Source organism: Nocardia acididurans (genome assembly GCF_016741815.1).
In the GTDB taxonomy this organism is placed as follows: Bacteria; Actinomycetota; Actinomycetes; order Mycobacteriales; family Mycobacteriaceae; genus Nocardia; species Nocardia acididurans.
Window position 1 is genome coordinate 258,165 of record NZ_JAERRJ010000011.1, and the last position, 21,136, is coordinate 279,300.

The 21,136-nt window shown below is 69.0% G+C and carries 13 protein-coding genes and 1 tRNA gene; 9 read left to right on the forward strand and 5 right to left on the reverse strand.

Translation table 11 applies throughout. The features are described 5' to 3' along the window. The first annotated feature begins 22 nt into the window (after positions 1-22). The 4 genes from JK358_RS28365 (at position 23) to JK358_RS28380 (ending at position 4,043) form a co-directional block, all read left to right on the forward strand. Positions 23-949, forward strand: coding sequence for a metal-dependent hydrolase (locus JK358_RS28365; RefSeq protein ID WP_201953428.1), 927 nt, complete (start codon positions 23-25; stop codon positions 947-949). An 11-nt stretch (positions 950-960) separates the two neighbouring features. Continuing rightward, positions 961-2,112, forward strand: coding sequence for a DUF7802 domain-containing protein (locus tag JK358_RS28370; protein ID WP_201953431.1), 1,152 nt, complete (start codon positions 961-963; stop codon positions 2,110-2,112). An 11-nt stretch (positions 2,113-2,123) separates the two neighbouring features. Then, positions 2,124-2,603 carry a TetR/AcrR family transcriptional regulator gene (locus JK358_RS28375; RefSeq protein WP_307817779.1) on the forward strand — a complete coding sequence of 160 codons (480 nt, stop codon included), beginning with the start codon at positions 2,124-2,126 and terminating at the stop codon, positions 2,601-2,603. A gap of 150 nt (positions 2,604-2,753) precedes the next feature. Further along, entirely contained in the window at positions 2,754-4,043 is a 1,290-nt protein-coding gene (locus JK358_RS28380) for a lipase family protein (RefSeq protein WP_201953436.1), read from the forward strand. A 42-nt stretch (positions 4,044-4,085) separates the two neighbouring features. Here the strand turns inward: JK358_RS28380 and JK358_RS28385 are convergent, their stop codons facing one another. Continuing rightward, positions 4,086-4,931: a 3-hydroxybutyryl-CoA dehydrogenase gene (locus tag JK358_RS28385; RefSeq protein ID WP_201953439.1), complete on the reverse strand. Its 846-nt coding sequence runs from the start codon at positions 4,929-4,931 to the stop codon at positions 4,086-4,088. A gap of 105 nt (positions 4,932-5,036) precedes the next feature. Then, entirely contained in the window at positions 5,037-6,062 is a 1,026-nt protein-coding gene (locus JK358_RS28390) for an AraC family transcriptional regulator (protein ID WP_201953443.1), read from the reverse strand. Positions 6,063-6,434: 372 nt separating this feature from the next. Here JK358_RS28390 and JK358_RS28395 point away from each other — a divergent pair, with 372 nt between their 5' ends. From JK358_RS28395 to JK358_RS28405, 3 genes are all read left to right on the forward strand, one after another. Beyond that, a complete protein-coding gene (locus JK358_RS28395; RefSeq protein ID WP_201953446.1) occupies positions 6,435-6,617 on the forward strand; it encodes a hypothetical protein in 183 nt (60 codons plus the stop codon). A gap of 103 nt (positions 6,618-6,720) precedes the next feature. After that, positions 6,721-7,191 carry a GtrA family protein gene (locus JK358_RS28400; protein ID WP_201953641.1) on the forward strand — a complete coding sequence of 157 codons (471 nt, stop codon included), beginning with the start codon at positions 6,721-6,723 and terminating at the stop codon, positions 7,189-7,191. A gap of 41 nt (positions 7,192-7,232) precedes the next feature. Beyond that, a complete protein-coding gene (locus tag JK358_RS28405; protein ID WP_201953449.1) occupies positions 7,233-8,027 on the forward strand; it encodes a hypothetical protein in 795 nt (264 codons plus the stop codon). A gap of 163 nt (positions 8,028-8,190) precedes the next feature. On the opposite strand, the gene JK358_RS28410 is transcribed toward JK358_RS28405, so the two are convergent. After that, positions 8,191-9,732 carry an alpha/beta fold hydrolase gene (locus JK358_RS28410; protein ID WP_307817780.1) on the reverse strand — a complete coding sequence of 514 codons (1,542 nt, stop codon included), beginning with the start codon at positions 9,730-9,732 and terminating at the stop codon, positions 8,191-8,193. 197 nt (positions 9,733-9,929) lie between these two features. Then, positions 9,930-10,011: transfer RNA gene (locus tag JK358_RS28415), tRNA-Leu, on the reverse strand. 389 nt (positions 10,012-10,400) lie between these two features. Between JK358_RS28415 and JK358_RS28420 the strand changes: the two genes are divergently transcribed. After that, on the forward strand, positions 10,401-19,745 hold the full coding sequence (locus JK358_RS28420) for a type I polyketide synthase (protein WP_201953452.1): 9,345 nt from the start codon (positions 10,401-10,403) through the stop codon (positions 19,743-19,745). 170 nt (positions 19,746-19,915) lie between these two features. Further along, the gene (gene acpS, locus JK358_RS28425; protein WP_181581643.1) at positions 19,916-20,338 is read left to right on the forward strand and encodes a holo-ACP synthase AcpS; all 423 of its coding nucleotides are present in this window, start codon (positions 19,916-19,918) and stop codon (positions 20,336-20,338) included. Here acpS and JK358_RS28430 read toward each other — a convergent pair. Then, positions 20,335-20,979, reverse strand: a complete 645-nt coding sequence (locus tag JK358_RS28430; RefSeq protein ID WP_232852027.1) for a TetR/AcrR family transcriptional regulator — start codon at positions 20,977-20,979, stop codon at positions 20,335-20,337. The two genes, acpS and JK358_RS28430, sit on opposite strands and share 4 nt — an antisense overlap. Between the last annotated feature and the right edge of the window lie 157 nt (positions 20,980-21,136).

Sequence of the window (21,136 nt, forward strand, 5' to 3'; positions counted from 1 at the left end):
TCAGTGTGTATGGTGACTCGGCATGACCGACCTGCACGTCCGCAAGATGCACTTCGCCTTCGAGGACTACGACGTCCCCTTCCTCTGGAACGAGCAGAACCCCGCGTTCTCGAGCATGGCCAACGCGGTCTCGTTCCTGGCCATCGGTTTCGAGAAGATGATCGTGAAAATGATCCTGCAGACGAAACCGCTGATCAGCGATCCGGAAGTCGCCGCCGAGGCCGACGCCTTCATGCGCCAGGAGGGCCAGCATTCGGCCGCACATCGGCAGCATGTGAAGGGGCTCATCCGGGCGTACCCGGGCCTGCAGGAGACCCTCGACAAGGTGATCGCCGAATTCGATCACCTCACGGCCAGAACATCTCTCGACTACCGCCTGGCCTACACGGCCGATCTGGAGGCCACCTTCACGCCGGTGTTCAAGCTCATGCTCGACAATCACGCGACGCTGTTCAAACCCGGTGACGACCGGGTCGCCTCGCTGTTCATCTGGCATTTCGTGGAGGAGGTCGAGCACCGCAGCTCCGCGCTGATCATCTTCGACTCGGTGGTGGGCAGCGATCTCTACCGCATGCGGGTGGCCCCGTCGATCTTCCGGCACGTGCTGAAGGTCATCCGCATCGCCTGCGAGGACTTCAATCGGCATGTGCCACTGGAGGATCGGCGCATCGACGCGCTGGCCATGTTCGCCACCCACCGCCGCGCGCAGACTTGGCGCAGGCGGCTGCCGTTCCTGCGGGCGCGCGACTTCGGGCCGATGACGCGGGCCTTCGACCACCTGCCCCTGGCCGAACAGCTCATCGCACTGGCCGGGATCGTGCGCAGCCAATTGCCCAAACACAATCCGGCACACGAGAATCTGCCCGCGCTGGCCGATATCTGGTTCGAGCGGTTCGACGAGGGCTACGACGTCACGCACTGGTACACCGCGCGTACGGCCCGGGTCTAGGAGGCGGACCGATGGCTGCACACTGCTCGACCACCTTCGAACAGCTCGCCACCGCGCTCGGGTTCTCCTGCGCGGAGGCCGGCGGGCTGCTCGAGCTGAGAAATCCCTTCGCCCTGGAGAATTGGACGCTGCCCGTCCTCGAGGTGACAATCATCCTCGGGTCGGTGCTGGCGCTGATCCACGCGATCCTGCGACTACGCCGTCACGGCGATCCGACCAACCTGGTGCTCTGGTTCGGGGCCACCGCCTACCTTTTCGTCATCGAACCGCCGCTGTACTTCCCGGCGGCCTTCGGCATCGACGAGCACGTGGACACCATGTTCGCGCACAATGTGTTCACGGTGGACTTCCTGTGGGGGCGACTGCCGCTCTACATCGTCGCGATCTATCCGTTCATGGCCACCATCGCCTACGAAATCGTCCGCATGTTCGGGGTTTTCGAGCGGTACGGCGCCCTCGCGGGTGCGGCCTGCGTGGGATTCGTGCATCACGCGTTCTACGAGATCTTCGATCAGATCGGCCCGCAGCTGCGGTGGTGGGAGTGGGCCACCACGAATCCGTTGAACCAGCCCATGTTCGACTCGGTGCCGCTGCCCAGCGTGGTCGTGTTCGCGGCGCTGTGGCCGATGTCGCTGGCCTGGTGCGTGTACCACTTCGTCGGGCGGGCGGTCGCCCGGGGCGAGACCTTCACCGGACTCCAATTGATCTGGCGCACAGTCGTCATCGGCCTGGCCGCCTCGCTGGGCACCTTCCTGCTCCCACTGCCGGCGACGGTGCTGGGCATGGGCAGCACGGTGGTTCGCGGCACGGTCTACGCACTGGAACTCGTGGTGCTGAGCGCCGTCGCGGTGGTCCTGCTGTACCGGCAGTGGCGGCGGCTGCGGGAGCCGTCGGACACCGCGCGCTACACGAATCCGTTCGTCCGGCGGTACAGCATCGTCTACCTGGTGGTCATGGCCGTGCTCTGGGCGGCGGCGCTGCCCGACTTCCTGCGGGCCACCGACGGCGTCACCGCGAACGGCGACCCGCTCGGCAATCTCTGGTACACGCTGGCCTGTTTCGCGATCGCGGTGCTGTGTGTCCTACCGTTGAGGTCGTGTCCGGAACCCGCCGCGCCAACAAAGGCCCCGCCGCAGCGGCCGGGAACCGTGCCGCTCTCCTAGCCGCGGCGAAAGTGACCTTCTCCGAGCACGGGCTCGATGCCCCGCTGAACCTCATCGCGCGCACGGCGGGGGTGGGGCAGGGCAGTCTGTACCGGCATTTCCCGACCCGGGAAGCGATCATTCTGGCGGTCTTCGACGAGAACATCGTGCAGCTGGAGGCACTGGTCGCCGACGCCGACTCCACGCTGGACGAACTGCTGTCGAAGATCTTCGATCAGTTGACCGCCGCCGCAGGGCTTTTCGAGCTGCTGCAACCGGCCGACAGCAGTGATCCGCGCCTGACGGAGATCATCGGCAGGCTCTACGCCATACTCACCGAGAAGCTCTCGGACGCGGCGTGCCGGGGCAGCATTCGCGCCGATGCCACCGCCGAGGACATCTTCCTGGCGGTCGGGATGCTGGGCGCGCTGCTGAACAAAACCCCGGAGCGGCACCGGGATTCGGTCGCGGAGAAGTCCTGGAAGCTGCTGCTGCGGGGCCTGCGCCACTGATCGTGTCGGTGCACAGCCCTTGACGGCGCGTGTTGTGCACAGCACACTACTCACCGGTAACCGGATACGAGTGTCCGGTTACCGGTCGGGCACGCGCCTCGGCGCACATTTCTAGGGGAACAGTTGAAAAGAACACGCACGATCGCCCCGATGCTGTCGGCGATCGCGGCATTATCGATGGCCTTCGCGACCACCACGGCCACCGCGCCGCCGGTCTACGCGGCGGCCGACTCCTTCTACGCCTATCAGGGCGGCGCACCACTGTCGGGCATGGAACCGGGAACCATCCTCGACACCCGGACGCTGACCTACCACGTCGCCGGCATCTCGACGCCGATCACGGCGATCCAGCTGCTGTACCGCACCACCGACGCCCAGTACCGGGCCAGCGCCAACGTCACCTCCATCCTGCTGCCGCCGGGCGGGGTCGATCCGTCGAAAGCCATTGCCTACCAGTCGTTCTACGACTCGCTCGATCCCGAGCACGGCCCCTCGCGGGCCATCGCCGGTGATGTCAGCTTCGGCGGCCTGGTGAACACCTCGGAGACCGTGCTGCTCGCCGATATCCTGGCGCGCGGTTACACCGTGATCGTCGCCGACACCGAGGGACAGCGGGCGAACTTCGCCGCCGGACCCGAATACGGCATGAACACACTGGATTCCATCCGCGCGGCCGTCAATTCACCTGCGACGGGCCTGAATTCGGAAACCCGGTTCGGCCTGGTCGGATACTCCGGCGGCGCGATCGCCACGAACTGGGCCGCGGCCCTGGCCCCCGACTACGCGCCGGAGATCAACGCGCGCATCGTCGGCGCGACCCAGGGCGGCCTGCTGGTCAACCCCGCCCGCAACCTGCGCTATGTCAGCGGCAGCGTGGGCTGGTCGGGGGTCGCGCCCATGGCCATCATCGGCGTGGCCCGCTCCTACGACCTGGACTTCACGCCCTACCTGAGCCCGTACGGCGCACAGGTTGCCGCCGCCTTGCGCTCGGCGTCGATCGCCAATGTGCTGTTCCAGTATCCCGGCCTGACCTGGCAGCAGCTGGTCAAGCCGGAGTACGCCGACCCGAACAATGTTGCGGTGCTGGTGGATACGGTCGACCAGGTCAACCTCGGCTACGCGCCCACCCCGACCGTTCCGCTGTACATCGCCCAGGGCGGGGGCGGGTTCCTCGAGGGCACCGACGGCAGCCTGCCCGGGATCGGCGCCGGTGACGGCGTCATGGTCGCCGGGGACGTGCGCACCCTGGCCCGCCAGTACTGCGCCACCGGCAATCCCCGGATCGAATACGTGCAGTACGACGCGCTGAGCCACGTGGGCACCATGGGCGCGTGGATGACCGGAGCCGTCTCCTGGATCGACGACCGATTCGCCGGGATACCGGCCGGATCGAACTGCTGGGCCATCCCCGAGGGCAATTCGCTCACCTCGGGGCTGTGACCGGGTGGCCCGGTCGGCGAAACACCGGCCGGGCCCAACGGGTCAGTAGGTGTAGAAACCGCGGCCGGTCTTGCGGCCCAGGTAACCGGCATCCACCATGCGGCGCAACAGCACCGGCGGCGCGTACTGCGGCTCACCGAATTCGGCGAACAGCGACTCGGCCACCGCGAGGGTGACGTCCAGGCCGACGGTGTCGGTCAGGCGCAGCGGGCCCATCGGATGGGCGCAGCCGCTCACCATGCCCTCGTCGATGTCCTCGGCGCTGGCGAAACCGGTCTCGAACATGCGGATCGCATTGCACAGGTAGGGAATCAGCAGGGCGTTCACGATGAACCCGGCCTGATCCTTGGATTCGATGGTGCGCTTGCCCAGCACGTCGCGGGCGTAGGCGGTCACCGCGTCGACGACCTTGCGGTCGGTCTTGAGCGTGACCACGATCTCGACCAGCGGCAGCACCGGCACTGGATTGAAGAAGTGCACGCCCACCACGCGGCCCGGATTCACGGTGGCGTTGGCCAACCGGATCACCGGGATGGAGGAGGTGTTGGTGGCCAGAATGGTCTCCGGCGAGACGATGGCGTCGAGCTTGGCGAAGAAATCGGCCTTCAGCGACTCGATTTCCGGCGCGGCCTCGATGACCAGCTCGCGGTCCGCGAAATCGTCGATCGAGGTGGTCACGGTCACCCGGGCGCGGGCCTCGTCGGCGGCCGACTGCTCGAGCCGTCCCGACTTCACCGCGCGGGCCAGCGACTTCTCGATGCGCGCCGCGGCCGCGTCGGCCGAGGGCTGATCGCGCTCCAGAACCAGAACCGAGCCGCCCGCGCGGGCCGCCACCTCGGCGATACCGGCACCCATGGTGCCGCCGCCGATCACGCCGATGCGTTCCACTTGCACTCTCCTCGAACTCGAATGTCTCCGGGGTCATCTTGCTCGATCGGCCCAACCCACCCTCACCTGGGCGGACATTGTGAGGCCCGCCACGGTGCGCCGCCGCTATCCCCAGCGCGCGTGGTTCTCGCGCGCGAACCGGCCCGGGGTCTGGCCCTTCCAGTCCCGGAAGGCGGCGGCGAAGGCCGACACGCTGGTGTAGCCGAGCCGCGAGGCGACCGTATCCACGGTGAGACCGGTGGCGAGCAGCTCCTCGGCCAGGATTCCCGTTGTCTCACAGGCCAGTTCGCGGAAGGTCGTGCCCTCCTCGGCGAGGCGGCGGCGCAGCGTCCGCACGCTCGTGTGCAGGTCGGCGGCGATCGTGGGCTGGTCGGCCGCACCGCCGTAGCGCAGCAGCAGCGCCCGGACCTGGCCGGAGAGCCCGGCGCGGGCGCGGCGGCGCTCCACGATGTCGGCGCACATCTTCTCGTACTGTTTTCGCAGCATCGAGTTCGCCTGCGGCATGGGGCGTTCCAACTCCGCGGCATCGATCACCAGGGTGTCGACGGGCCGGTCGAAGACGATGTCGTCGACGCCGAGCAGTACGCCCACCGCCTCGTAGACCGGCGCGTACGGCAGGCTCAGTTCCAGCCGCCGCACCGGGACATCCCAGCTCAGCAGGTCCCGCTGAATGATGCGCAGGGCGGCCAGATCTCGTTCGAGGGCGAAGCGGCGCAGCGGCGCGGGCACGGGTTCGGGGTCGAGGGTCACCAGGACCCGGCTGCCGGCGTCGGTGAGGGTGAATCGGTTGTAGGCGAAGGACAGATCCACGTAGCGGACCCACAGCTCGCTCATCTCCCGTACGGTCGAGCAACTGCTCATGGCGATGCCGAGGGTGCCCAGCATCGGCAGGCGCACCGAAAAGCCCACCAGCAGACCCGTTCCCGGTTCGTCGCCGACGGCGTCGAGGATATTGGCGATGATCCGGAACTCCTGGGCGAGATCGATCTCGATGTCCGGATCTTCCAGATCGCGGTCGTCCAGACCGGTGTCCGCCAGTGCGGCGGCTCTGGTCACGGATCGGCTAACGGCGAAGTCGACGAGCGTCGCGGCGCTGTGAATCGAACGCACACACCAGGAATCGGCGGACATGGAGCAAATGATCTCCCATGGAAGCGGGCCGTGACCGCAAGTTGGCAATTTGGCAGCAAACTTCGAGCCGGTACTGGTGTGTCGACTCGCAGGAGATCGATCGAGCCGGTCGCGCTGGCCCAAATCCGCAGAAACGTGGCCGCCCACTTCGCCCGCCGCGCCGCGCCGCGAGCCATAGTCTGAGCCCGGTGGGCCGCCGCCCCTGATGGCCCACCCGGTCCCGACCTCGAACCCGGGGCCGACGCTGTACGGCAGTCCCCTGCCGGCGGGCGCGATACTCGGCTACGTCTCCGTCCCGCCCGCCGGCAGGCCCGCACACCCTGTACCCGATACGCCTGTGCGCGTCCGGGTTTCGAGCACAAGGCGGAGACGATGACCACCCCGGCCACCCGGCACGGCACGGCCCTGCACCTCTGGACGGAGATCGCGGACCGATACGGCAGCCTCGACGCCTTCGTCACCCAGGTCCGCCGCGAAATCGACGCACCGACCATGGAACTGCCCCGGCTCGACACGCCGCAGGCGGAGGTGACCACCCCGATGAACCTCGGGTGACGGTCCGCATCCGGGGGTGAGCGTCACGGTGGTGGGCGGATGAAGTTGGTCCACTGCTCATCTGCCCGCCATGTGCCGATGCCACGGTGGATTCGTGCCGATCATGACGGGCGCCGGATCCGCGCGGACGGGACCGGTCCAGCGATTCCACCGACTCTGCGTCGCGGTGACCGACCGGTTGCCGTTCGGGCTCGGGCGGCTGGTCGCGCCCACCTTCGTGGGCTATCTCATGGTGAGCGCCTGCACCTTCCTGTTCGACCTGCTGCTGCTCAGCGCGCTGCACAGCGGGTTCGGCATCCCGCTGCCCATCGCCGTCACCCTCGCCTACGCGGCGGCCTTCGGTCTGAGTTACGTCCTCAACCGCACGCTCAACTTCGCCTCCCACGCACCCGTCGGACCGCAACTGGCCGTCTACATCGTCGTGGTGACGGTGAACTACCTGGTCTTCATTCTCGGCGTGACCAGCGGCCTGGCCGCCCTCGGCGTCGAATACCACCTGGCCCGCATCCTCGGCGGCCTCGGTGAGGGCCTCTACCTCTACATAGCGATGCGCCTGCTCGTCTTCACCCGCTAGGTTTCGACACAAAACCACGTGTGATCGCTAGGGTCGTGCACATGGCCAAGAGTGGAGTAGCCGCCCTGTCGTTCGTGGCCGCGCTCGCCGGAAGCGTCGTGCTGACGGCGTGCGGTGGCGACGACCAGCACACCGCGCACACCACCGCGACAACCGGTTCGGCACAGCCCGCGACATCCAGTGCGCCGCAGGCGAGTTCGACAGTCGGCACGACATCCCCCGCGACGACGGCCCAGGTCGGTGAGGTTCCGGGCATTCCCGCTGCCGCCGCGGCCCTGCGCCCGTGGGCTGCGGACCTGGCCGCCGGAGACCTCGACGCCCTGGTGCGCAAATGCTGGACCATCGACCCCGGCAACGCCCGCGCCATGTACGCCGACCGCGACCCCATTCTGACCACCCTCGCGCAACCGGGAATCGACGGTCAGTGGGCGATCCTCTGGAAGGGGCCAGTCGTCACGGTGAGCGCGAAACGCACCGAGATCGCCTCCGGCTACGCCTGCCCCCGCGTCGCACCCACCGGCGCGACCACCACGTTCAACGACGCCGACGCCGCCTACGCGGTCTACCGCTACCTCTCCCGCTTCACCGGCAAACCCGTGAACTCCGCCGACAAGGAGGGCGACTACCCGCTCGTCTGCCCCGGCTCCACCCTGGCGAACAACCCCGGAAGGCTCACCGGCACAGTCGCTTTCGGCGAGCTGACCACCACCGCGACCGGATTGGGCGACGCCGAGGTGACGGTGTCCCTCACCAACTCGGCCAATGTCACCCAACCGGCCACCTTCCTGCTGTCGATCGGCTCGGAAGGCTATTGCCTCAACGATATCCGGGCGTAGCCCGAATCGAAGCGGCGCAACCGGTAGATTCGCCCGCCGGCGCGACCTGTGGGTCCTGCGTTTCGACTCGGCCGGGCGCTGCGTCCGCTTCGAGGAGTGGCCCTCGCGCCCGGACAGCCGGACGGGCACTGACAGGGCGGATCAGTCGTTCACCGCCCGAACCTCATTCCGTCAGGAACGGTGACGCGTCGATTCCGCAGGTCGTTCCCTCGGCCGGGAGCTCGGACGTGAAGAGGTATTCGCGTTTCACCTTTTCGGCGCAGGTGCTGGGCACATACATACTGCTGTGCCCGGCTCCCTCGATGACCACGACCCGCGCCGCGGCCAGCTGCGCCGCGCCCGCGTACGCGCCGGAAAGCGGTGTGGCGGGGTCGAATCGGCTGTTGAGCACGAGAATCGGCGCGGCCGTACGCCGATTCCACGGCCCGGTATACCGGTCGGGATCCGCACCCTTCCAGAACGCGCACGCCATCACATCGAAGACGCCGATACGCCCGAAGTAGGGCACCCGCGCATCCTCCGACACCGCGGTGCGCGTGTACACGGCGGTATCGGTGGGCACCACGCTGTCGCTGCACTGAATGGTGAAGAAGGCTTCGGTCCGGTTCCCCGTGTACTCCGCCGCCCCGGAGATGGGCAGCAGCCCGACCGGATTCGTTCCCGCATCGAAAAGCGCCTGCAGCAGCGCGGCCAGCCGGGGATAGGTGGAGGGCTGCGAAAGGTCCGCCGCCGCATTGACTATCGCGGAGTACGTCCACTCCGCCCCGCCGAGCCGGATGGGGGCCACACGGGCGCGCTCGGCGATCACCCGCCATTTCAGCACGGGATCCCCGCCGGAGAAGGCGCACCGCGGCCCGGCCTCCGCGCACAGCCGCAGAAAGGCGTCGAACGTCTCGGCGATCCCCCCGGCGACATTCTGGCGCGCATCGAGCGGCACCGTAACCCCTTGGCCCGCATGCCCGTTCGCACTACCTTCGAAATCCATCGATCCGTCGAACGTCATGGCTCGCACCCGCCCCGGGAACATGTTCGCGTAGATCGCCCCGACCTGCGTGCCATACGAGATCCCGTGATACGTCAGCGCCGAATCTCCCACCGCCCGCCGCAGCAACTCCAGATCCCGGGCGGTGTTGGCGCTCGAAGCATGATTCAGGATCGGCCCCGCCAGTTCGCCGCACCGATCGGCGAGTTCCCGGTTGGCCGCGAAGAATTCACCCTCGCCCGCCGCATCCCCCGGCATATCCGGCATCGACCCCAGAAACGCCAGTTGCTCCCCGCTGTCCGCGAAGCACCGCGCCCCCGCACTGCGCCCCACCGCCCGCGGATCCCACGACACGATGTCGAACCGCGCCCGCAGCTCCTCCGAGAACAAGAACGGCCACCGCCCTCGCTCCCGTAACCGATCCACCCCCGAGGCCCCCGGCCCCCCGAAGTTCACGAACAGCGTCCCGATCCGACTCCCCGGATCCGCGGCGGGCAATTTGATCACCGCCAGCTCGATCCGATCCCCCTGCGGCGCCCGGTAATCCAACGGCACCCCGGCCGTCGTGCACTGAAACCCGTCCCCGCACTCCGCCCACCGCAGCACCGGCGTCGTCGCCCCCTCCGCCAGCGCGTCGACATACCCCTCCACCCCCTCCGCCGCCGCCACCGGCACCCCCATCCCTCCGGCCACCAGCCCCACCACCAGAACCGAACTCCGCACCCACCCAAACCCCTTGCGCGCCAACCGCAGAACCAACCCCAGAGCCTTTCGAACCTGAAGAACACGTGCCCGGATCACCCTGCCATACGGCACGAGGGCGCGGGGGTTCGCTGGGCTGTTGCCTGTGGTGTGAAATGCGCTGCTGCGCGACGGGATCCGGGTGGTGGATCAGGGGCTTCGCCGGTGCACCCGGGTTGTGCGCGAGGGGGGACTTGAACCCCCACGTCCGTGGACACCAGAACCTAAATCTGGCGCGTCTGCCAATTTCGCCACTCGCGCTGATGGTACGACCGTCCAAACTTTACCGGGCGAAACGAGGATCGCGAAGCACCGGGTTGGCGTGGCGTACTGGTCGGTAACCCTACCTGGGATTATAACGATTTGATCAAGGCGGATGTGAGGGAGCCTCACATTTCCTTCATTGGTGTAACTGCGCTCACCTGGGGGGTTGAACGTGAGGAGGGCTCATGTTTCTGATGGTTCTGGTACCACCGTGCAGGAATACTCGAGGGTAGGCCACGCAGCGGTTACCAAACATGAGGAGATCCTCATGATTTTCGGCAATACTCGGGCGTCACCAGGGCCAGTTGGCCGGAGGAACACCTGCGCACCGTGAGCGCGGCCCAGTCCTGTGGGGGCGGGTCGCCCAGAGAAGGAAGTCGAACGTCTTGACGATCAACGAGAGCACCGGGACCGGAGCGAAGGGCAAGCTGGCGGGGAAGAAGGGGGATACCGGTGTCCGGGCGTCGCTGCTCGACCGGTTGCTGGCGGGGACGCCGTACGCCCTCGCATTCGGCGGTCAGGGTGCTGCGTGGCTGTCCGAGCTCGAGGAGATCGGGCGCGACAGCGCACTGGAGCCGGAGCTGACCGCCCTGGTCAACGAAGCTGCCGAGAAGCTGGAACCGGTTGCCGCACAGCTACTCGTGGTTCGCCCGGTCGGATTCGACCCGGTCGCGTGGATGCTCGAGGACGAGATCACCGACACCGAGCAGGGGGAGGTGTCGGCCGCGCCGTCTGCGCAGGTGTTGCGTTCGGCCGCCGTCTCCATGCCCGGCGTGTTCCTGACCCAGATCGCCGCACTGCGGGCGCTGCGGTTGCAGGGGCTGGATATCGCCGCGCAGGCCCCGGCCGCCGTCATCGGCCACTCGCAGGGGCGGATCGCCGCCACCGCCGCGCAGGTGCACGGACAGCGCGACGCGGAGTTGCTGGCCGTCGCCCAGCTGATCGGCGCCGCCGCCGGACTGGTCGCGCGCCGCCGCGGGCTCATGCCGGTCGGCGACCGCTCGCCCATGGTCGCGGTCTCCAATGTCGACCCCGCACAGCTGCGCGCCGTCGTCGAGCAGGTGTCGCAGGGCGTCGAGCCGGAGAAGGCCGCCGTGCTGTCCATCCGCAACGGCCGCCGCCGCGCGGTGCTGTCCGGACCGGTCCTGCAGATGGATCGAGTTCGCCAGCGCTGCACCGAGATCCACGAGGAGCAGGCCCGCGAGCGGGACGCCAAGAAGCGCGGCGGCTCCGTGTTCGCGCCGGTGTTCGAAGACATTCCGGTGGAGGTCGCCTTCCACCACCCCGCCCTCGCCGAGACCGTCGACCTGGTGCGCGGCTGGGCTCAGCAGTGCGGCCTCGACGCCGAGCTCGCCGCGAGCCTCGCGCAGGAGGTGCTGGTCGATCCGATCGACTGGGTCACCATCGTCGACGAGGCCGTCGCCGAAGGCGCGCAGTGGATTCTGGACCTCGGCCCCGGCGACCTGCTCACCCGCCTGACCGCCGGTTCGCTCAAGGGCACCGGCGTCGGCGTGCTCGCCGCCTCCACCCGCCCCGGCCAGCGCAGCCTGTTCACCCCCGGCGCGGCCCCCGACATCGCGCCCGCCTGGGCCGAATTCGCGCCCAAGCCGGTGCGCCTGCCCAACGGCCGCATCGTGGTCGAGACCGCCTTCACCCGCCTCACCGGCCGCTCGCCCATCCTGCTGGCGGGTATGACCCCCACCACCGTCGACGCGAAAATCGTTGCGGCCGCGGCCAATGCGGGCCACTGGGCCGAGCTGGCCGGTGGCGGCCAGGTCACCGAGCAGATCTTCGCCGACCGCGTGGCGGAGCTGAAGACGCTGCTGCACCCGGGCCGCGCTGTGCAGTTCAACTCGCTGTTCCTCGACCCCTACCTGTGGAAGCTGCAGCTGGGCGGCAAGCGCCTGGTGCAGAAGGCCCGCACCGCGGGCGCGCCCTTCGACGGCGTCATCGTCACCGCCGGTATCCCGGAGCTCGAAGAGGCCGTCGCGCTGATCGAGGAGCTGTCCGAGGTCGGCATCACCCACGTCGCGTTCAAGCCGGGCACCGTCGCGCAGATCCGCGCCGTGCTCCGAATCGCCGACGCCGCACCGGAATACCCGGTGATCATGCATATCGAGGGCGGTAAGGCCGGAGGCCACCACTCCTGGGAGGACCTCGACGACCTGCTGCTCGAGACCTACGCCGAACTCCGCAACCGCGACAATGTGATCGTCTGCGTCGGCGGCGGCATCGGCACCCCCGAGCGCGCCACCGAATACCTCACCGGCACCTGGTCGCAGCCGCACGGCTTCCCGGTCATGCCGCTGGACGGCGTGCTGGTCGGCACCGCCGCCATGGCCACCCTCGAGGCCACCACCGCCCCCGAGGTCAAGCAGCTGCTGGTCGACACCCCCGGCACCCCCGACTGGGTCGGCGCGGGCACCGCCTCGGGCGGAATGGCTTCCGGCCGTTCGCAATTGGGCGCGGACATCCACGAGATCGACAACGCCGCCTCTCGTACCGGCCGCCTGCTCGACGAGGTCGCCGGTGACGCCGACGCCGTGGCCGAGCGCCGCGCCGAGATCATCAAGGCGCTCGACGGCACCGCCAAGCCGTACTTCGGCGACGTCGCCACCATGACCTACGTGGAGTGGCTGGAACGCTACGTCGAACTCGCCGTCGGCCTGGACCGCCGCAAGGACTTCGACTGCGGCGGCGACTTCTCCGACGCCATCGCCGACGCCACCCGCTCGGTGTGGCTCGACATCACCTGGCGCGACCGCTTCGCGGAGATGGTGCGCCGCACCGAATCCCGCCTCAACGAGGCCGACCGCGGCGATATCGCAACGCTTTTCGCCGACGACGCCGCCTTCGAGGAGCCCGTGCGCGCCCTGTGCGCGCTGAAGGAGCGCTACCCGGCCGCCGCGAGCACCGTGCTGCACCCGGCCGACGTGCCGTTCTTCGTCGCGCTGTGCAAGACCCCGGGCAAGCCGGTCAACTTCGTGCCCGTCGTCGATCAGGACGTGCGCCGCTGGTGGCGTTCGGATTCGCTGTGGCAGGCCCACGATCCGCGCTATTCGGCCGATCAGGTGTGCATCATTCCGGGCACCGTGGCCGTCGCCGGCATCACCCGCGTGGACGAACCGGTCGGTGAACTCCTCGACCGCTTCGAACAGGACACCGCCTACTCCCTGGTGCGCGCGGGCGTCACCCCCGCCGCCGTGGACGGCCGCCGCCGCGCCGCCGTCGCGAACGGCGCGCTCGACATCGTGCTCGCCGCACCGGATGTGCAGTGGGCCGGGCGCACCACCGTCAACCCGATCCACCGCCTCGGCGATGTCGACGAGTGGACCATGAACGGCAAGGGCGCGATCCACACCCGCACCGGCTCCACCCTGTCCGCCACCGAGGGCCCCGAAACCGACCACGCCTACGTGGAATTGGCGGTGCCGCTGCTCGGCCGCGAGGCGGTCAAGATCCGCATCACCGTGCCGGTGTCGGTCTACAACGGCGGCTCCCCGGTCGTCACCGAGGACGACGCCGAGGCCGCCATGTCGGCGCTGCTGGCCGTCGCCGCCGGACAGCAACTGCCCGAGATCAAGACCGTCGACGGCACCAAGGTCGCGCACATCAATGTGGCCTGGAGCCCCGACCTCATCGCCGACCACGCCGGCGTCACCGGATCCGGTCTGCCCGCCAACCTCTCCACCATGGGCCGCACCGTGCCCGACGTGCTGGTGGGAGCCTGCTGGCCCGCCGTGTTCGCGGTGCTCGGCGCGACCCGCACCGAATCCGGCGCGAGCGTCATCGAGGGCATGCTGGACCTGGTCCACCTCGACCATCAGATCGACCTGGTCGGCCAATTGCCGGACGGCGCAAGCGTGCTCGCCGTGCGCGCCACCGCCGGCGAGACCGTCGACACCGACCTCGGCCGCGTCGTCGAGGTCCGGGTGAAGATCACCGGCATGCTGGACAAGCCCGAAACCGGCATGTCCATGCCCACCATCGCCACCCTCACCGAGCGGTTCGCCATCCGCGGCCGCACCGGCGCGGGCGAGCTCACCGATCCGCCGCGCGCCGCGGGCACGCTCTCCGAGCAGGCCACCGACACCCCGCGCCGCCGTCGCCGCGACGTCACCCTGACCGCGCCGCGCGCCATGGCCGCCTTCGCCCAGGTGTCCGGCGACCACAACCCGATCCACACCTCCGACAACGCCGCCAAGCTGGCCGGCCTCGGACAGCCGATCGTGCACGGCATGTGGCTGTCCGCCGCTGCCCAGCACGCGGTTTCGGCGATCGACGCGGGCGACAAGGTGCCGCCGCGCACCCTCACCGCGTGGACCACCCGCTTCCTCGGCATGGTCCGCCCCGGCGCGCAGATCGATGTGCGCGTGGAGCGGGTCGCCGTGGATCAGGGCAGCGAGATCATCGAGGTCTCCTGCCGCATCGACGGTGATCTGGTGATGACCGGCACCGGCCGCGTCGCGCCCCCCAAGACCGTGTACGCCTTCCCGGGACAGGGCATTCAGGCCAAGGGGATGGGTCTGGACGCCCGCACCCGGTCCAAGGCGGCCAAGGAAGCCTGGGACGCCGCGGACAAGCACACCCGCGAGGTGCTCGGCTTCTCGATCCTCGCCGTGGTGCGCGACAACCCGACCTACCTCAAGGCGCGCGGCGTGGAATACCGCCACCCGCAGGGAGTTCTGCACCTGACCCAGTTCACCCAGGTCGCCATGGCGACCCTCGGCGTGGCCCAGGTCGCCGAACTGCGCGAGGCCGGAGCGTTCATCGAAGGAGCCATGCTCGCCGGGCATTCCGTCGGTGAGTACAACGCGCTCTCCGCCGTCGCCGGGGTGCTGCCGCTGCCCGCCGTGCTCGAGGTGGTGTTCCAGCGCGGCTCGGCCATGCACGAGCTGGTGCCCCGGGATGCCCAGGGCCGCAGCAACTATCGGATGGCCGCCATCCGCCCGTCGCAGATCGGCGTGCCCGACTCCGCGGTCGTGGACTTCGTGGCCACCGTCGGCGCGAAGGCCGGGGAATTCCTCGAGGTCGTCAACCTGAACCTGCGCGGCTCGCAGTACGCCATCGCGGGCACGGTCAAGGGCCTGGAGGTGCTCGAAGCCGAAATCGAGCGTCGCCGTGCCGAATTCGGCGGCAAGCGGGCGTTCGTGCTCATCCCGGGCATCGACGTGCCGTTCCACTCGACGGTGCTGCGCGCCGGTGTGCCCGAGTTCCGCAACAAGCTGCTCGAACTGCTGCCCGAGGATCTGGACCCGAGCCTGCTCATCGGCCGCTACATCCCGAACCTGGTGCCGCGCCTGTTCAACCTGGAACGCGAATACGTCCAGGAGATCGCCGATCTGGTGCCGTCCGAGCCGCTGGCCGACGTACTGGCGAACTGGGAGGAGCGCTCCGCCGACCAGGTCGAACTGTGCCGCGTGGTGCTCGTCGAACTGCTGGCCTGGCAGTTCGCCAGCCCGGTGCGCTGGATCGAAACCCAGGACCTGCTGTTCACCGATGTCGAGCACGGTGGCCTGGGCGTCGAGCGGTTCGTCGAAATCGGTTTGGCCGCAACGCCCACCGTGGCGAACCTGGCGTCCAACACGCTGAAGCTGCCCGCGTTCGGCACCGCCGTGGTGGAGGTGCTCAATATCGAGCGCGAATCCGGCATCGTCTACGCGACCGACACCGACCCCGCGCCGGTGGAGGAGCCCGAGGAGACCCCGGCCGCCACCGAGTCATCGAAAGACGCCGCCGCTCCGGTCGCTGCCGCCGCGCCCGCCGCCGCTGCGGCCGCGCCCGCCGGTGGCCCGCGTCCCGACGACATCGCCTTCGTGGCCGCCGACGCCACCCGCGTGCTCATCGCGCTGTGGACCAAGCTGCGCCTCGACCAGATCGGCCCGGTGGACACCATCGAGGGCCTGTGCGACGGCGTCTCGTCCCGCCGCAACCAGCTGCTCGTCGACCTCGGCGCGGAACTCTCGCTGGGCGCCATCGACGGTGCCGCCGATGCCGACATGGGCGCTCTCGCAGGCACTGTCGACCGCCTGGCCCGCACCTACAAGCCGTTCGGCTCAGTGCTCTCCGACGCCATCGGCGATCACCTGCGCAAGGTGTTCGGCCCGTCCGGCAAGCGGCCCGCCGCCATCGCCGAACGCGTCACGAAGGTCTGGGGCCTGGGCGACGGCTGGGCCAGCCACGTCACCGCCGAAGTCTCGCTCGGCACCCGTGAGGGCGCTTCGGTGCGCGGCGGGGACCTGGGTGGGCTCGTCTCCGGCGGTCTGAACGACGGTGCCGCCGTGGACAATGCGATCGACACCGCCGTGCAGGCCGTCGCCTCCCGCCGCGGCATCGCGGTCTCCATGCCGTCCGCCGGTGGCGGTGGCGGTGGCGGGGCCACCGTCGACGCCGCCGCGCTCGGCGAGTTCACCGAGCAGATCACCGGCCGCGACGGCGTGCTCGCGCAGGCCGCCCGCGTGATCCTGGAATCGCTCGGCCACGTGGACGAGGTCTCCGCGCCGGAGGCCACCGACAACACCCTCATCGACCTGGTGTCGGCCGAACTGGGCACCGACTGGCCGCGGCTCGTCGCGCCCGCCTTCGACGCCAAGAAGGCCGTCCTGATCGACGACCGATGGGCTTCCGCCCGTGAGGATCTCGCGCGGCTGTGGCTGGGCGACGACGCCGCGCTCGGTGAGCCGTCCGTCGAGGGCTACCTGGGTGCGGGCGAAGCCGTTGCGCAGCAGGCCAACTGGTGGCGCGAGCGCGCCAAGCACGAGGCCCGCTCGGTGCTGGCCGGACTGTACGGCCGCATCGCCGAGGCCGCGCTGTCGCAGGAAGAACCCGGCGCCTGGGCCGCCGAGATCGCCGTGATCACCGGCGCCAGTAAGGGTTCCATCGCGGCCGCCGCCGCCGGGCGTCTGCTCGCGGGTGGCGCGACCGTGGTCGTCACCACCTCCAAACTGGACGACACCCGCCTGGGCTTCTACAAGAAGCTCTACCGCGAGAACGCCCGCCACGGCGCCTCGCTGTGGGTGATCCCCGCGAATATGGCCTCCTACACCGATATCGACGCCGTCATCGACTGGGTCGGCAACGAGCAGACCGACAACGCCGGTGGCGCGAAGGTTCTCGTCAAGGAGGCCATGACCCCGACGCTGCTGCTGCCGTTCGCGGCGCCGCGCGTCGCGGGCGACCTGGCCGACGCCGGCGCCCGCGCCGAAATGGAGATGCGGGTCCTGCTGTGGTCGGTCGAGCGCCTCATCGGCGGCCTGTCCAAGCTGGGCGCGGATCACGACGTGGACGCGAAACTGCATGTGGTGCTGCCGGGTTCGCCCAACCGCGGCCTCTTTGGCGGTGACGGCGCCTACGGCGAGTCCAAGGCCGCCCTCGACGCCGTCGTCGCCAAGTGGCGCGCGGAGAAGTCGTGGGCGCAGCGGGTCACGCTGGTGCACGCGCTCATCGGCTGGGTGCGCGGCACCGGGCTCATGGGCCACAACGACCCGCTGGTCGACGCCGTGGAGAAGGCCGGGGTGCAGACCTGGTCCACCCAGCAGATGGCCGACGAACTGCTCAAGTGGTGCACCGAGCGGGCGCGCGGCGTCACGGCTCAGGGCCCGCAGCAGATCGACCTGACCGGTGGCCTGGCCAACGCCAAGCTGGATCTGGCCGCCCTGGCCAAGGACGCGCACGCCGAGGCCGAGGAAGCCGAGGCGAAGGCGAAGAACAGCAGCACCATTGCCGCCCTGCCCGCGCCGCCGACCCTGTCCGCCAAGCTGCCCACCCCCGAATGGGGTTCGGTCACCGCCGATCTCGACGACATGGTCGTCATCGTCGGCGCGGGCGAACTCGGCCCCTACGGTTCGGCGCGCACCCGCTTCGAGATCGAGGTCGAGGACAAGCTCTCCGCCGCCGGCGTGGTGGAACTGGCCTGGACCACCGGCCTGATCACCTGGGAGAACGACCCCAAGCCCGGCTGGTACGACGCCGAAACCGGTGACTACGTCGACGAATCCGAGGTCGCGGACCGCTACCACGACACCGTGGTCGAACGCTGCGGCGTGCGCCGCTACGGCGACGACGGCGCGATGATCGACAACACCGCCCCGCTGCTCACCTCGGTCTTCCTCGACAAGGATCTGACCTTCGTGGTGAACAGCGAGGCCGAGGCGCGCGCCTTCTTCGCCTCCAGCCCCGAGCAGACCGTCATCACGCCGGTCGAGGGTTCGGGCGATTGGCAGGTGACGCGCAAGGCGGGCACCGAGATTCGCATTCCGCGCAAGGCCAAGCTGTCGCGGTTCGTGGGCGGCCAGATCCCCACCGGCTGGGATCCCACCAGGTGGGGCATCTCCGCCGATATGGCGAGTTCCATCGACCGCGTCGCGCTGTGGAACATCGTCTGCACCGTGGACGCGTTCCTGTCGTCGGGCTTCAGCCCCGCCGAGCTCATGAGCTGGGTGCACCCGGCCATGGTCGCCAACACCCAGGGCACCGGTATGGGCGGCATGTCCTCGATGCGCTCGCTCTACATCGACAACCTGCTCGGTGAGCCGCGCGCCAACGACATCCTGCAGGAGGCGCTGCCCAATGTCGCTCTCGCCCATGTGGTTCAGAGCTACGTCGGCTCCTACGGCGGCATGATCCACCCGGTGGCCGCCTGCGCCACCGCGGCGGTCTCCGTCGAGGAGGGCGTGGACAAGATCCGTTTGGGCAAGGCCGATCTCGTGGTCGCCGGTGGTTACGACGACCTCGGCATCGAAGGCATCGTCGGCTTCGGCGACATGTCCGCCACCGCCGACTCGGCCACCATGGCCGCCAAGGGCATCAGCGACCGCTACTTCTCCCGCGCCAACGACCGCCGCCGCGGCGGCTTCGTCGAATCGCAGGGCGGCGGAACGGTTCTGCTCGCTCGCGGCTCGGTGGCGCTGGAGATGGGCCTGCCGGTGCTGGGCGTGGTCGCCTACGCGCAGTCCTTCGCCGACGGCGTGCACACCTCCATCCCGGCCCCCGGCCTGGGTGCGCTGGGCGCGGGCCGCGGCGGCCCGGAGTCCCTGCTGGCCAAGGAACTTCGCAAGCTGGGTGTCGCGCCCGACGAGATCGCGGTGGTGTCCAAGCACGACACCTCCACGGCGGCCAACGATCCCAACGAATCCGAGCTGCACGAGCGCCTCGCCACGGCCATCGGCCGCTCGGACGGCGCACCGCTGTTCGTGATCTCGCAGAAGACCCTCACCGGACACGCCAAGGGCGGTGCGGCGGCCTTCCAGCTGATCGGTCTGTGCCAGGTGCTCGAGACCGGCGTCATCCCGCCCAACCGCAGCCTCGACTGCGTGGACGAGAAGATGCTCGCCTACCCGCACCTGGTGTGGCTGCGCGAGAAGCTGGAACTGGGAGATCGCTTCCCGCTCAAGGCCGGTCTGGTCACCTCGCTCGGCTTCGGCCACGTGTCCGGTCTGCTCGCGGTCGTGCACCCGCAGGCGTTCGTCGAGGCCATCACCGACGCCGACAAGCGCGAGGAATACCAGCGCCGGGCCGAGGAGCGTCAGCTCGCCGGCCGCCAGCGCCTGGCCGAGGCCATGTGCGGCGGAGCCCCGCTCTACGAGCGCCCCGCCGACCGCCGCCTCGGCGGCGACGGCACCCCGGCCAAGAAGGTCCGTCAGCTCGAGGCCGACATGCTCCTGTCCGAGCAGGCCCGCCTCGGCGCCGACGCCACCTACGTCGCGGTCCCGAAGGGCCCGGCCTGCCAGTAACCGCGGTCAGGTGAATTGATCCCGATTCGCCCCGCGCCGGTACCCGGCGCGGGGCGAATCGTTTTCGCGCGCACCGCAACCTACGGCCGCGGAGGCTACGGAGTCGTAGGATCCGCTGGTATGTTGCGGCCATTCAGTCGCATCAACGAGGAATCGAGGAGTCCCGCACAGTGACGATCCTTGGTATCGGCCTGGACTTGGTCACCATCTCCGAGTTCGCCGAACAACTGGAACGCACCGGAACCACCATGCTCCGGGAGAGTTTCACCGCCGGAGAACGGCGCTACTGCCAGAGCAAGGGCACCGACCCGGCGCGCAGTTACGCCACCCGCTGGGCCGCCAAAGAAGCGGTCATCAAGGCGTGGGCCTCCTCTCGCTTCGCACGCAGCCCGCAGATCGGAGACAACCCGTACCCGCTGATCGAGGTGGTGAACGACGCGTGGGGGAGGCCGAGCATCAAATTGCACGGTCTCGCAGCTGAATTCCTGCCCCGGGTGCGGGTGCATCTGTCGCTCACCCACGACGGCGACACGGCGGCCGCCATGGTGGTGCTGGAAGATCCCGGTGAACTAGCCGACTTGATCGGGAACTAGTTCACATCGGGTTCGACGGGCGTCCGCTGGCCGCCCGTACGCGATTCCTTCTCGGCGATCAGCAGGTACGCGACCATGAGCCGCTTCAACTCCGCCACCGCGTCCTCGTGGCTGAGGCCGTCCTGCACCGAGAAGTTCAGCATCGAGTAGACGACGTGCACCAGCACCTGCGCCATCATGGAGCGACGCCCGCGGGGGGTGCGCGGCATCAGCGGGCGCAGCATCTGCGCCACCGCCTCGGCGAATTCCTTCTCGTGAATGGCCCCGGTCGCCCGCGTGGACGGGGTGGACTGCATGGCCAGCCACACCTCGCGGCGTGACGGGTCGGTCATCCACAGGTCGGCCAGATGGTCGACGAGCGCGTTCATGTGCCGCAGCCAGTCCATCGACGGGATCTCGCCGTGGAAGTCGGACAGCTCCTGCGAAACCGCCACCAGGTCTTGACGATTGAGTTCGCACACGATCACGTACTTGTTGGCGAAGAACTGGTACAGGGTGCCGATCGGCACTTCCGCACGGGCCGCGACCTCTTCACAGGTGAAGGATTCGAAACCGACCTCTACCAGCAGTTCTCGCGACGACTGTAGGAGCGCGTCGAATTTCCGCTTGGACCGTTCCTGCGTGGGGCGGCGACGGGGCATCAGCTCCTGCGGGTCGTCTTGCAGCTCCAACGCAGGGTCCGGTCGTCGAGTCGACCTGGTTCCCGTGCGCGCTTCCACGTTCAACAGGCTACTGGTAGCGACACTCCGATGACACGCTGCGGTGCTTCGTGTGTCCCCATCTCGCCGTCCCTTTCGA

Excerpts from the sequence above, each read along its gene's own strand:
- JK358_RS28365 (WP_201953428.1), top strand. The coding sequence starts at position 23 with ATGACCGACCTGCACGTCCGCAAGATGCACTTCGCCTTCGAGGACTAC.
- JK358_RS28370 (WP_201953431.1), top strand. The coding sequence starts at position 961 with ATGGCTGCACACTGCTCGACCACCTTCGAACAGCTCGCCACCGCGCTC.
- JK358_RS28380 (WP_201953436.1), top strand. The coding sequence starts at position 2,754 with ATGCTGTCGGCGATCGCGGCATTATCGATGGCCTTCGCGACCACCACG.
- JK358_RS28390 (WP_201953443.1), bottom strand. The coding sequence starts at position 6,062 with ATGTCCGCCGATTCCTGGTGTGTGCGTTCGATTCACAGCGCCGCGACG.
- JK358_RS28395 (WP_201953446.1), top strand. The coding sequence starts at position 6,435 with ATGACCACCCCGGCCACCCGGCACGGCACGGCCCTGCACCTCTGGACG.
- JK358_RS28400 (WP_201953641.1), top strand. The coding sequence starts at position 6,721 with ATGACGGGCGCCGGATCCGCGCGGACGGGACCGGTCCAGCGATTCCAC.
- JK358_RS28405 (WP_201953449.1), top strand. The coding sequence starts at position 7,233 with ATGGCCAAGAGTGGAGTAGCCGCCCTGTCGTTCGTGGCCGCGCTCGCC.
- JK358_RS28430 (WP_232852027.1), bottom strand. The coding sequence starts at position 20,979 with ATGCCCCGTCGCCGCCCCACGCAGGAACGGTCCAAGCGGAAATTCGAC.